This window comes from Pseudomonas sp. GLN_2, from assembly GCF_043106005.1.
GTDB lineage: Bacteria > Pseudomonadota > Gammaproteobacteria > Pseudomonadales > Pseudomonadaceae > Aquipseudomonas > Aquipseudomonas alloputida.
The window spans coordinates 89,996-101,158 of the sequence record NZ_JBICMC010000054.1 but is presented as its reverse complement, the minus strand read 5'-3'; the positions used below and the strand labels follow the sequence as shown (position 1 = coordinate 101,158).

The following is an 11,163-nucleotide window of genomic DNA, read 5'->3' as shown; positions in this document are numbered from 1 at the left end:
CAGGTTCTGGTCAAGCCAGGTTCGGTCAAGCCGCACACCAAGTTCACCGCAGAAGTCTACGTCCTGTCGAAGGAAGAAGGCGGTCGTCACACTCCGTTCTTCAAAGGCTACCGTCCACAGTTCTACTTCCGTACCACTGACGTGACCGGTAACTGCGAACTGCCGGAAGGCGTTGAAATGGTAATGCCAGGTGACAACATTCAGATGACTGTTACCCTGATCAAGACCATCGCAATGGAAGACGGTCTGCGCTTCGCTATCCGTGAAGGCGGTCGTACCGTCGGCGCCGGCGTTGTGGCCAAAATCATCGAGTAATCACTCGACCGATTGAAAAAAACCCCCGCTCAGCGGGGGTTTTTTTTATTGGGTTGACACTAATTGGGGGCGTCTATAGAATCACGCCTCCTTTTAGCGGGCGTAGTGCGTCCGTTGGGAACAGCCTGGAGTCTGAAATCCAATGCAAAATCAGCAAATCCGTATCAGGTTGAAGGCTTTCGACCATCGCCTGATCGACCAATCCACCCAGGAAATCGTGGAAACCGCGAAACGTACTGGTGCACAAGTGCGTGGTCCAATTCCACTGCCTACCCGCAAAGAGCGTTTCACCGTTCTGGTTTCCCCGCACGTCAACAAAGACGCGCGTGACCAGTACGAGATTCGCACTCATAAGCGTGTTCTGGACATCGTCCAGCCAACGGATAAAACCGTTGACGCGCTGATGAAGCTTGATCTGGCGGCAGGTGTGGAAGTACAGATCAGCCTCGGCTAAGACTTCGGTCTAGTCGTGTAACGCTCTGAAATGGGCGGCCATAGCGGGTGAAAGCCCCGTACACTCATGAGGTTTACAACATGACTATTGGTGTAATCGGTCGCAAGTGCGGTATGACCCGCATTTTCACCGAAGAAGGTGTCTCCATTCCGGTCACGGTCATTGAGATCGAGCCGAATCGCGTCACCCAGTTCAAAACTGAAGAAACCGATGGCTACCGTGCAGTGCAAGTCACTGTCGGCGAGCGTCGTGCTTCGCGTGTGACTGCCGCTCAGGCAGGCCACTTCGCCAAGGCCAACGTTGCCGCTGGTCGCGGTGTTTGGGAGTTCCGTCTTGAAGAAGGCGATTTCCAGGCTGGCGATCTGATCAAAGCTGAACTCTTCACTGCAGGCCAGCTGGTTGACGTTACTGGTCAGTCCAAAGGTAAAGGCTTCGCCGGTACCATCAAGCGCTGGAACTTCCGTGGTCAGGACAACACCCACGGTAACTCCGTGTCGCACCGTGTTCCTGGTTCCATCGGCCAGTGCCAGACTCCTGGTCGTGTGTTCAAGGGCAAGAAAATGTCCGGTCACATGGGCGCCGAGCGCGTGACTGTTCAGTCCCTGGAAGTAGTTCGCGTAGACGCTGAACGCAACCTGCTGCTGATCAAGGGTGCCGTACCTGGCGCTACTGGCGGCGACGTGGTTGTACGTCCAGCTGTCAAGGCTCGCGGTTAAGGGGAAACTGACATGCAACTTAATGTAAATGACGCTCAGGCGATCGAAGTTTCCGAACTGACTTTCGGTGGCGAATTCAACGAGACGCTGGTTCACCAAGCAGTCGTGGCCTACATGGCCGGCGGCCGTCAGGGCACCAAGCAGCAGAAGACCCGTTCCGACGTGGCTGGTGGCGGTAAGCGCCCATGGCGTCAGAAGGGTACTGGCCGTGCTCGTGCTGGTACCACTCGTGGTCCGATCTGGCGTGGCGGTGGTGTAACCTTCGCAGCTCGCCCTCAAGATCACTCGCAAAAGCTCAACAAGAAGATGTATCGCGCAGCTCTGCGCTCCATCCTCGCTGAGCTGGTGCGTAGCGACCGTCTGGTCGTGGTTCAGGACTTCGCTGTTGAAGCACCGAAAACCAAAGATCTGCTGAACAAGCTGAACGGCATGGGTCTGAGCGACGTATTGATCGTTTCCGACGCTGTTGATCAGAACCTGTACCTGGCTGCTCGTAACCTGCCGCACGTCGATGTACGTGACGTACAAGGTTCCGACCCGGTCAGTCTGATCGCATACGAGAAAGTGTTGATCACTGTCTCGGCCGTGAAGAAATTCGAGGAGCTGCTGGGATGAACCAGGAACGCGTATTCAAAGTCCTCCTTGGCCCGCACGTTTCCGAGAAGGCTACCGTTCTGGCTGAGAAAAAAGGCCAGTTCGTATTCAAGGTTGCTACTGATGCAACCAAGCTGGAAATCAAGAAAGCTGTCGAAGGCCTGTTCAACGTAAAAGTTGAAAACGTGTCGACTGTTAACGTTCTGGGTAAAACCAAGCGTACCGCACGTGGTCTGGGCAAGCGTAATGACTGGAAGAAGGCGATCGTCTCCCTTCAGCCAGGCCAAGATCTCGATTTCAGCAGCAGTGCTGAGTAAGGAAGGGGTGCATCATGGCAATCGTTAAATGCAAACCGACTTCCCCTGGCCGCCGTTTCGTGGTCAAGGTGGTCAACAAGGAGCTGCACAAAGGCGCTCCTCACGCACCGCTGATCGAGAAAAAATCGAAGTCTGGTGGTCGTAACAACAATGGCCGCATTACCACTCGTCACGTTGGTGGTGGTCACAAGCAGCATTACCGTCTGGTCGACTTCCGTCGCAACGACAAAGATGGCATTCCAGCCACTGTCGAGCGTATCGAATACGATCCAAACCGTACTGCTCACATCGCCCTGCTGTGCTACGCAGACGGTGAGCGTCGCTACATCATCGCGCCTAAAGGCGTGAGCGCTGGCGACCAGCTGATCGCAGGTGCCCTGGCCCCAATCAAGGCCGGTAACTCCCTGCAGCTGCGCAACATTCCAGTAGGTAGCACCATTCACGGCATCGAACTGAAGCCGGGTAAAGGTGCTCAGATCGCTCGTTCCGCTGGTGCTTCGGCTCAGCTGATCGCTCGCGAAGGTGTCTACGTGACCCTGCGTCTGCGCTCTGGTGAAATGCGTAAAGTCCTGGCTGAGTGCCGTGCGACCCTGGGCGAAGTCTCGAACTCCGAGCACAGCCTGCGTTCGCTGGGTAAAGCTGGTGCCAAACGCTGGCGCGGCGTTCGCCCAACCGTTCGTGGTGTTGCCATGAACCCGGTTGACCACCCACACGGTGGTGGTGAAGGTCGTACCTCCGGTGGTCGTCATCCGGTATCGCCATGGGGCTTCCCAACCAAGGGTGCTAAAACCCGTGGTAATAAGCGTACCGACAACATGATCGTCCGTCGTCGCAAGTAACTAGAGGGATACGACAGTGCCACGTTCTCTGAAAAAAGGTCCTTTTATCGATCTTCACCTGTTGAAGAAGGTCGAAGTGGCGGTGGAGAAGAACGATCGCAAGCCAGTTAAAACCTGGTCGCGCCGTTCGATGATCCTGCCACAAATGGTCGGTCTGACCATCGCGGTTCACAACGGTCGCCAGCATGTTCCAGTTCTCGTGAACGAAGACATGGTCGGCCACAAACTGGGCGAGTTCGCCGGTACCCGCACCTATCGCGGGCACGTGGCTGACAAGAAAGCCAAGCGTTAAGGGGTAAGGAAATGGAAGTAGCCGCTAAGTTGTCGGGCGCTCGCATCTCCGCCCAGAAAGCCCGCTTGGTCGCCGACCAGATCCGCGGGAAGAAGGTGGGCGAAGCGCTCAACCTGTTGGCCTTCAGCAGCAAAAAAGCCGCTGAAATCATGAAGAAAGTCCTCGAGTCGGCCGTAGCCAACGCCGAACACAACGAAGGCGCAGACGTTGATGACCTGAAGGTCTCCACCGTCTTCGTCAACGAAGGGCGTTCGCTGAAGCGCATCATGCCACGTGCCAAAGGCCGTGCTGATCGCATCGTCAAGCGGTCTTGCCATATCACTGTCAAGGTTGCGGACAAGTAACGGAGTCGATCAGATGGGTCAGAAAGTACATCCCACTGGCATTCGCCTGGGAATCGTCAAGGAGCACACCTCCGTCTGGTACGCAGACGGTGCTACTTACGCAGATTACCTGTTGAAGGATCTGAAAACGCGTGAGTACCTCCAAGACAAACTAAAAAGCGCGTCCGTAAGCCGTATCGATATTCATCGTCCGGCTCAAACTGCACGCATCACCATCCACACCGCTCGTCCCGGTATCGTTATCGGTAAGAAAGGTGAAGATGTCGAGAAGCTGCGTCAGGACCTGACCAAGCAGATGGGTGTGCCTGTGCACATCAACATCGAAGAGATCCGCAAGCCGGAACTCGACGCTATGCTGGTTGCGCAGAGCGTAGCTCAGCAGCTGGAACGCCGTGTAATGTTCCGTCGCGCCATGAAGCGCGCGGTACAGAACGCCATGCGTATTGGTGCCAAGGGCATCAAGATCCAGGTGAGCGGTCGTCTCGGCGGTGCTGAGATTGCTCGTACCGAGTGGTATCGCGAAGGTCGTGTGCCTCTGCACACCCTGCGTGCCGATATCGACTACAACACCTACGAAGCTCACACCACTTACGGTGTGATCGGTGTGAAGGTTTGGATCTTCAAAGGCGAAGTTATTGGTGGTCGCCAAGAAGAACTGAAACCACAAGCACCAGCGCCTCGTAAAAAAGCTGCTAAGTAAGGGGTACGCCAAATGTTGCAACCAAAGCGTACAAAATTCCGCAAGCAGATGACTGGCCACAACCGTGGTCTGGCACTGCGCGGTAGCAAAGTCAGCTTCGGCGAATTCGCCCTGAAAGCTGTTGCTCGCGGTCGCCTCACCGCTCGCCAGATCGAGTCCGCACGTCGTGCGCTGACCCGTCACGTTAAGCGTGGCGGTAAGATCTGGATCCGTGTGTTCCCGGACAAGCCGATCTCCAAAAAACCTCTTGAGGTTCGTATGGGTAAAGGTAAGGGCTCCGTGGAATACTGGGTTGCCCAGATTCAGCCAGGCAAAGTCCTGTACGAGATCGAGGGTGTTTCTGAAGAGCTGGCGCGCGAAGCTTTCGCCCTGGCTGCTGCAAAGCTGCCTCTCGCCACCTCCTTTGTTAAGCGGACGGTGATGTGATGAAAGCGAATGAACTTCGTGAAAAATCGGCACAGCAACTGAACGAGCAACTGCTCGGCTTGCTGCGCGACCAGTTCAATCTGCGTATGCAGAAAGCAACTGGCCAGTTGGGGCAGTCGCACCTGCTCTCGCAAGTTAAGCGTGACATCGCTCGCGTGAAAACTGTGCTCAACCAGCAGGCAGGTAAGTGATCATGGCTGAAGCTGAAAAAACCGTCCGTACGCTGACTGGCCGTGTCGTCAGCGACAAAATGGACAAGACCATCACCGTTCTGATCGAGCGTCGCGTAAAGCACCCGATCTACGGTAAATACGTTAAGCGTTCGACTAAGCTGCACGCGCACGACGAAGCCAACCAGTGCAAGATCGGCGACAAGGTTTCCATCCGTGAAACCCGTCCGCTGGCCAAGACCAAGTCCTGGGCACTGGTTGAAGTCCTCGAACGCGCTGTTGAAGTCTAAGGGCTAGGGGTCGGAGAAATTTTATGATTCAGACTCAATCCATGCTCGATGTGGCCGATAACAGCGGCGCTCGTCGCGTCATGTGCATCAAGGTACTCGGCGGTTCGCACCGCCGTTACGCCGGTATCGGTGACATCATCAAAGTAACCGTCAAGGAAGCAATTCCGCGCGGTAAGGTCAAAAAAGGCCAGGTGATGACCGCTGTCGTCGTACGTACCCGTCATGGTGTTCGTCGCGCTGACGGTTCCATCATTCGTTTCGACGGCAACGCTGCTGTTCTGCTGAACAACAAGCAAGAGCCGATCGGCACTCGCATCTTCGGGCCAGTGACCCGTGAACTTCGTACTGAGAAGTTCATGAAGATCGTCTCGCTCGCCCCTGAAGTGCTGTAAGGAGATCCGACATGCAAAAGATTCGTCGTGACGACGAGATCATCGTGATCGCCGGCAAAGACAAAGGTAAGCGCGGTAAGGTGCTGAAGGTTCTGGCTGATGACCGTCTGGTTATCGGTGGCGTGAACCTGGTCAAGCGTCATACCAAGCCTAACCCGATGGCGGGCGTACAGGGCGGTATCGTCGAGAAAGAAGCGCCTCTGCACGCTTCCAACGTTGCCATCTTCAACGGTGAAACCAACAAGGCTGACCGCGTTGGTTTCAAAGTAGAAGACGGTAAAAAAATTCGTGTCTTCAAGTCGACCCAAAAAGCGGTTGATGCTTGAACACTGCTAGGTAGAAGACCATGGCACGACTGAAAGAGATTTACCGGAACGAAATCGCTCCTAAGCTTAAGGAAGAACTTAAGCTGTCGAACGTGATGGAAGTTCCGCGCGTTACCAAGATCACCCTGAACATGGGTCTGGGCGAAGCGATCGGCGACAAGAAAGTCATCGAGCACGCTGTTGCCGACCTGGAAAAGATCACCGGTCAAAAGCCGGTCGTGACTTTCGCTCGCAAATCCATCGCTGGCTTCAAAGTCCGCGAAGGCTGGCCGATCGGCGTCAAGGTGACCCTGCGTAGCGACAAGATGTACGAATTCCTGGACCGCCTGCTGGCGATCTCCCTGCCTCGGGTTCGCGACTTCCGCGGCCTGAATGCCAAGTCCTTCGATGGTCGTGGCAACTACAGCATGGGCGTGAAAGAGCAGATCATCTTCCCGGAAATCGACTACGACAAGATCGATGCTCTGCGCGGTTTGGACATCACCCTGACCACCACTGCTCGTTCGGACGACGAAGGCCGCGCTCTGCTGCGTGCTTTCAAGTTCCCGTTCCGCAACTGATTGGAGTAGGAAAATGGCCAAGAAGAGCATGAAAAACCGCGAGCTGAAGCGTCAGCTCACGGTAGCGAAGTTCGCCAAGAAGCGTGCTGAGCTGAAAGCGACCATCGTCAACCTGAACGCCTCTCCAGAAGAGCGTTTCGCTGCCGTTGTCGCTCTGCAGAAGCAGCCACGCGACGCTAGCGCCTCGCGCCTGCGCAACCGTTGCCGCCTGACCGGTCGTCCTCACGGTGTATACCGTAAGTTCGGCCTGGGCCGTAACATGCTGCGTCAAGCTGCAATGCGCGGTGACGTACCAGGCCTGGTCAAGGCCTCCTGGTAATCGCTGCAGGCAAGGCACGGGTGGAAGGAGAGCAATCTTCCGACCGCCGGTGACCTTGCCAACAAACAAGCCCCTATATGGGGCTTGTTTCGTTTCTGCCTTGTGTCTAGAATGACCGGCTCACCTGAGCCTGGGTTTTTGCCCAAACCGTTCGGGTGGTTGTCATAGCCGCAAGGCTAATAATTCTTGTATCAGGAGCATCTAGCCCATGAGTATGCAGGACCCGTTAGCGGACATGCTAACTCGCATCCGTAATGCCCAGATGGCTGAAAAGTCCGTCGTAAGCATGCCTTCCTCTACCCTGAAGGTCGCGGTTGCCAAAGTTCTGAAGGACGAAGGTTACATCGCTGGCTACCAGGTAACTGGTGAGGCCAAGCCTTCCCTGTCGATCGAACTGAAGTACTTCGAAGGCCGTCCGGTCATCGAGGAACTGAAGCGCTCCAGCCGTCCAGGCCTGCGCCAGTACAAGGCCGTCACCGATCTGCCGAAAGTACGTGGCGGTCTGGGCGTGTCTATCGTCTCCACCAACAAAGGTGTGATGACTGATCGCGCTGCGCGCGCTGCCGGTGTCGGCGGCGAAGTTCTGTGCACAGTGTTCTAAGGGGGGATAGACATGTCTCGCGTCGCTAAGAACCCCGTTAAGCTGCCATCCGGTGTCGAAGTCAAATTCGCCGGCCAGCAGCTTTCGGTGAAGGGTGCCAAAGGTACTCTCGAACTGAACGTTCACTCGTCTGTTGAAGTTACCGAAGAGTCTGGTGAGCTGCGTTTCGTCGCTCGCAATGGTGACCAGCAAGCTCGTGCCATGGCCGGTACCACCCGCGCTCTGGTCAACAACATGGTCCAAGGCGTAAGCCAAGGCTTCGAGCGCAAGCTCCAGCTGGTCGGTGTTGGTTACAAGGCACAGGCTAAAGGCACCGTCCTGAACCTGGCCCTGGGCTTCTCTCACCCAGTGGACTACGAACTGCCAGCCGGTATCACCGCTGAAACACCTAGCCAGACCGACATCCTGATCAAGGGTATCGACAAGCAGCTGGTAGGTCAGGTGGCCGCTGAAATCCGCGACTTCCGTCCGCCAGAGCCTTACAAAGGTAAAGGTGTGCGTTACGCGGACGAAGTAGTCCGTCGTAAAGAAGCCAAGAAGAAGTAGGGCCTAGTAAATGACCGACAAAAAAGTTATTCGACTGCGTCGCGCTCGCAAAGCACGTCTCAAGATGCACGAACTCGAAGTCGTGCGCCTGTGCGTGTTCCGCTCCTCGCAGCACATCTACGCCCAGGTCATTTCGGCCGACGGCAGCAAGGTTCTGGCAAGCGCCTCGACCTTGGACAAAGACCTGCGTGATGGCGCCACTGGCAACATCGACGCGGCCACTAAGGTTGGCAAGCTGGTAGCTGAGCGTGCGAAAGCCGCCGGTGTATCTCAAGTTGCCTTTGACCGTTCCGGCTTCAAGTACCATGGCCGCGTCAAAGCGCTGGCTGATGCTGCTCGTGAAGGCGGGCTGGAGTTCTAAGTTATGGCAAATAACGATCAAAAGCGCGACGAAGGCTACATCGAGAAGCTGGTTCAAGTTAACCGCGTTGCCAAAACCGTAAAAGGCGGCCGTATCTTCACCTTCACCGCGCTGACCGTGGTGGGTGATGGTAAAGGTCGTGTTGGCTTCGGCCGTGGCAAGTCGCGCGAAGTACCAGCCGCGATCCAGAAAGCCATGGAAGCTGCTCGCCGCAACATGATTCAGGTTGACCTGAAGGGCACCACTCTGCAGTACGCCACCAAGGCTGCCCACGGCGCCTCGAAGGTATACATGCAGCCTGCCTCGGAAGGTACCGGTATCATCGCCGGTGGCGCAATGCGTGCTGTCCTGGAAGTTGCTGGTGTTCAGAACGTTCTGGCCAAGTGCTACGGTTCGACCAACCCAGTGAACGTGGTTTACGCCACCTTCAAGGGTCTGAAAGCCATGCAATCTCCTGAATCCATTGCCGCCAAGCGTGGCAAGAGCGTCGAGGAGATCTTCTGATCATGGCAACCGTAAAAGTAACGCTGATCAAGAGCGTCTCGGGCCGTCTGCCTAACCACAAGCTGTGTGTTAAAGGCCTGGGTCTGCGTCGCATCGGTCACACTGTAGAAGTCCAGGATACTCCCGAGAACCGCGGGATGATCAACAAGGCTTACTACATGCTGAAGGTCGAGGGCTAATCGATGAAACTCAATGATCTGAGTCCAGCGCCGGGTTCCCGTCGCGAGAAGCATCGTCCAGGTCGTGGTATCGGTAGCGGTCTGGGTAAGACCGGCGGCCGTGGCCACAAAGGTCAGACTTCCCGTTCGGGTGGTTCGATCGCTCCTGGCTTCGAAGGCGGTCAACAGCCGCTGCACCGTCGCCTGCCGAAGTTCGGCTTCGTTTCCCTGAAAGCCATGGACCGCGCTGAAGTGCGCCTGTCCGAGCTGGCCAAAGTGGAAGGCGACGTGATCTCCGTGCAATCCCTGAAGGATGCCAACGTGATCAACCAGCACATTCAGCGTGTGAAAATCATGCTGTCTGGCGAAGTTACTCGCGCAGTCACCATCAAGGGTATCGCAGCCACCAAGGGTGCGCGTGCGGCTATCGAAGCAGCTGGCGGCAAATTCGAGGAATAAATGGCTAAGCAAGGTGCTCTCTCTTCGCTCGGTAAGGGCGGGATGTCGGAACTCTGGGCTCGTCTGCGCTTTCTGTTCATGGCGATCATCGTCTATCGGATAGGTGCGCATATCCCGGTTCCCGGCATCAATCCGGACCGTCTGGCGGATCTGTTTCGGCAGAATGAGGGGACCATTCTTAGCTTGTTCAACATGTTTTCCGGTGGCGCGCTTGAGCGCATGAGCATCTTTGCACTGGGGATCATGCCGTACATCTCGGCATCGATCATCATGCAGTTGATGACGGCGGTCAGCCCGCAACTGGAGCAGTTGAAGAAGGAAGGTGAAGCTGGCCGTCGCAAGATCAGCCAGTACACCCGCTACGGCACCGTTATCCTGGCACTGGTCCAAGCCATTGGCATGTCCATTGGCCTGGCCAACCAGGGCGTGGCGTTTTCTGCAGGCCTGGGCTTCCACGTCGTCGCTGTTTCCACTTTCGTGGCAGGCGCGATGTTCATGATGTGGCTGGGCGAGCAGATCACCGAGCGCGGTGTGGGCAACGGTATCTCGATGTTGATCTTCGCAGGTATCGTTGCCGGTCTTCCGAGAGCAATCGGGCAGTCTTTCGAGTCTGCACGCACAGGCGATATCAACATTTTCGCCTTGGTCGCCATCGGTTTGCTGGCAGTAGCGATTATCGGTTTTGTGGTGTTCATTGAGCGTGGTCAGCGTCGTATCGCCGTTCATTACGCCAAGCGTCAGCAGGGCCGCAAGGTCTTCGCTGCGCAGACTAGCCACTTGCCGCTGAAGGTGAACATGGCGGGGGTTATCCCGGCCATTTTCGCGAGCAGCATTTTGCTGTTCCCGGCTTCGCTGGGTGCCTGGTTTGGTCAGTCCGAAGGTATGGGCTGGCTGCAGGACATCTCGCAGTCGATCGCTCCTGGTCAGCCGTTGAACATTCTGCTGTTTAGTGCAGGGATCATTTTCTTCTGCTTCTTCTACACAGCGTTGATGTTCAACCCGAAAGACGTAGCGGAAAACCTGAAGAAGTCCGGTGCCTTTATTCCGGGTATCCGTCCTGGTGAGCAGTCGGCGCGCTACATTGATGGCGTTCTGACCCGTTTGACCATGTTCGGTGCTCTTTACATGATGGCCGTCTGCCTTCTGCCCCAGTTCCTGGTGGTGGCAGCAAATGTGCCGTTCTACCTTGGCGGGACCTCGTTGCTGATTGTGGTAGTGGTTGTGATGGACTTCATGTCCCAAGTACAATCGCACCTCGTTTCGCACCAGTACGAATCCCTGATGAAGAAAGCCAACCTGAAAGGCTACGGTGGCAGCGGTTTGCTGCGCTGATACGCCCCTAAGGTTCGAGGAGTCGGTAATGAAAGTTCGTGCATCGGTGAAAAAGCTGTGCCGTAACTGCAAGATCATCCGTCGCGAAGGCGTCGTACGAGTGATCTGCAGCGCGGAACCGCGTCACAAACAGCGCCAAGGCTGAGTG

General features: G+C 56.1%; 23 protein-coding genes and 1 pseudogene. All 24 read left to right on the top strand.

Annotated elements, in window-relative coordinates; all coding sequences use genetic code 11:
• Positions 1-315, top strand: a pseudogene (locus ACF8Q6_RS14210) (elongation factor Tu); the annotation flags it as partial.
• Positions 316-457: 142 nt separating this feature from the next.
• Positions 458-769 carry a 30S ribosomal protein S10 gene (rpsJ, locus tag ACF8Q6_RS14205; protein ID WP_003186070.1) on the top strand — a complete coding sequence of 104 codons (312 nt, stop codon included), beginning with the start codon at positions 458-460 and terminating at the stop codon, positions 767-769.
• Between the two features lie 80 nt (positions 770-849).
• Positions 850-1,485 (top strand): 50S ribosomal protein L3, encoded by a 636-nt coding sequence (gene rplC, locus ACF8Q6_RS14200; protein ID WP_003255486.1) that lies wholly within the window; start codon positions 850-852, stop codon positions 1,483-1,485.
• A 12-nt stretch (positions 1,486-1,497) separates the two neighbouring features.
• Complete coding sequence (gene rplD / locus ACF8Q6_RS14195) at positions 1,498-2,100, top strand: 50S ribosomal protein L4 (protein WP_003255485.1); 603 nt, start codon at positions 1,498-1,500, stop codon at positions 2,098-2,100.
• Positions 2,097-2,396: a 50S ribosomal protein L23 gene (gene rplW / locus ACF8Q6_RS14190; RefSeq protein ID WP_003255484.1), complete on the top strand. Its 300-nt coding sequence runs from the start codon at positions 2,097-2,099 to the stop codon at positions 2,394-2,396. The genes rplD and rplW overlap by 4 nt, the downstream gene beginning before the upstream one ends.
• Positions 2,397-2,410: 14 nt before the next feature.
• Positions 2,411-3,235, top strand: a complete 825-nt coding sequence (gene rplB / locus ACF8Q6_RS14185) for a 50S ribosomal protein L2 (RefSeq protein ID WP_003255483.1) — start codon at positions 2,411-2,413, stop codon at positions 3,233-3,235.
• Between the two features lie 16 nt (positions 3,236-3,251).
• Positions 3,252-3,527 carry a 30S ribosomal protein S19 gene (gene rpsS / locus ACF8Q6_RS14180; RefSeq protein WP_003255482.1) on the top strand — a complete coding sequence of 92 codons (276 nt, stop codon included), beginning with the start codon at positions 3,252-3,254 and terminating at the stop codon, positions 3,525-3,527.
• An 11-nt stretch (positions 3,528-3,538) separates the two neighbouring features.
• Positions 3,539-3,871, top strand: a complete 333-nt coding sequence (rplV, locus tag ACF8Q6_RS14175; RefSeq protein ID WP_003103908.1) for a 50S ribosomal protein L22 — start codon at positions 3,539-3,541, stop codon at positions 3,869-3,871.
• A gap of 13 nt (positions 3,872-3,884) precedes the next feature.
• Entirely contained in the window at positions 3,885-4,571 is a 687-nt protein-coding gene (gene rpsC / locus ACF8Q6_RS14170; RefSeq protein ID WP_003255481.1) for a 30S ribosomal protein S3, read from the top strand.
• A 12-nt stretch (positions 4,572-4,583) separates the two neighbouring features.
• Entirely contained in the window at positions 4,584-4,997 is a 414-nt protein-coding gene (rplP, locus tag ACF8Q6_RS14165) for a 50S ribosomal protein L16 (protein ID WP_003255479.1), read from the top strand.
• Positions 4,997-5,188, top strand: a complete 192-nt coding sequence (gene rpmC, locus ACF8Q6_RS14160; protein WP_002555481.1) for a 50S ribosomal protein L29 — start codon at positions 4,997-4,999, stop codon at positions 5,186-5,188. The genes rplP and rpmC overlap by 1 nt, the downstream gene beginning before the upstream one ends.
• A gap of 2 nt (positions 5,189-5,190) precedes the next feature.
• Positions 5,191-5,457: a 30S ribosomal protein S17 gene (gene rpsQ / locus ACF8Q6_RS14155; RefSeq protein WP_003255478.1), complete on the top strand. Its 267-nt coding sequence runs from the start codon at positions 5,191-5,193 to the stop codon at positions 5,455-5,457.
• Between the two features lie 23 nt (positions 5,458-5,480).
• Positions 5,481-5,849, top strand: coding sequence for a 50S ribosomal protein L14 (gene rplN, locus ACF8Q6_RS14150; protein ID WP_002555479.1), 369 nt, complete (start codon positions 5,481-5,483; stop codon positions 5,847-5,849).
• An 11-nt stretch (positions 5,850-5,860) separates the two neighbouring features.
• Positions 5,861-6,175, top strand: coding sequence for a 50S ribosomal protein L24 (gene rplX / locus ACF8Q6_RS14145; protein WP_003255476.1), 315 nt, complete (start codon positions 5,861-5,863; stop codon positions 6,173-6,175).
• 20 nt (positions 6,176-6,195) lie between these two features.
• On the top strand, positions 6,196-6,735 hold the full coding sequence (gene rplE, locus ACF8Q6_RS14140; RefSeq protein ID WP_003255474.1) for a 50S ribosomal protein L5: 540 nt from the start codon (positions 6,196-6,198) through the stop codon (positions 6,733-6,735).
• Between the two features lie 13 nt (positions 6,736-6,748).
• Positions 6,749-7,054: a 30S ribosomal protein S14 gene (gene rpsN / locus ACF8Q6_RS14135; protein WP_003255472.1), complete on the top strand. Its 306-nt coding sequence runs from the start codon at positions 6,749-6,751 to the stop codon at positions 7,052-7,054.
• Between the two features lie 208 nt (positions 7,055-7,262).
• Positions 7,263-7,655 (top strand): 30S ribosomal protein S8, encoded by a 393-nt coding sequence (gene rpsH / locus ACF8Q6_RS14130; protein WP_003255471.1) that lies wholly within the window; start codon positions 7,263-7,265, stop codon positions 7,653-7,655.
• A gap of 12 nt (positions 7,656-7,667) precedes the next feature.
• On the top strand, positions 7,668-8,201 hold the full coding sequence (rplF, locus tag ACF8Q6_RS14125; RefSeq protein WP_003255469.1) for a 50S ribosomal protein L6: 534 nt from the start codon (positions 7,668-7,670) through the stop codon (positions 8,199-8,201).
• Positions 8,202-8,211: 10 nt separating this feature from the next.
• Positions 8,212-8,562 (top strand): 50S ribosomal protein L18, encoded by a 351-nt coding sequence (gene rplR, locus ACF8Q6_RS14120; protein WP_003255467.1) that lies wholly within the window; start codon positions 8,212-8,214, stop codon positions 8,560-8,562.
• 3 nt (positions 8,563-8,565) lie between these two features.
• Positions 8,566-9,066 carry a 30S ribosomal protein S5 gene (rpsE, locus tag ACF8Q6_RS14115; RefSeq protein WP_003255465.1) on the top strand — a complete coding sequence of 167 codons (501 nt, stop codon included), beginning with the start codon at positions 8,566-8,568 and terminating at the stop codon, positions 9,064-9,066.
• A gap of 2 nt (positions 9,067-9,068) precedes the next feature.
• Positions 9,069-9,245, top strand: a complete 177-nt coding sequence (rpmD, locus tag ACF8Q6_RS14110; protein WP_003255463.1) for a 50S ribosomal protein L30 — start codon at positions 9,069-9,071, stop codon at positions 9,243-9,245.
• Between the two features lie 3 nt (positions 9,246-9,248).
• Positions 9,249-9,683 (top strand): 50S ribosomal protein L15, encoded by a 435-nt coding sequence (gene rplO / locus ACF8Q6_RS14105; protein ID WP_003255461.1) that lies wholly within the window; start codon positions 9,249-9,251, stop codon positions 9,681-9,683.
• Positions 9,684-11,015: a preprotein translocase subunit SecY gene (secY, locus tag ACF8Q6_RS14100; protein WP_003255459.1), complete on the top strand. Its 1,332-nt coding sequence runs from the start codon at positions 9,684-9,686 to the stop codon at positions 11,013-11,015.
• A 28-nt stretch (positions 11,016-11,043) separates the two neighbouring features.
• Complete coding sequence (gene rpmJ, locus ACF8Q6_RS14095; RefSeq protein ID WP_002555468.1) at positions 11,044-11,160, top strand: 50S ribosomal protein L36; 117 nt, start codon at positions 11,044-11,046, stop codon at positions 11,158-11,160.
• The last annotated feature ends 3 nt before the right edge of the window (positions 11,161-11,163 follow it).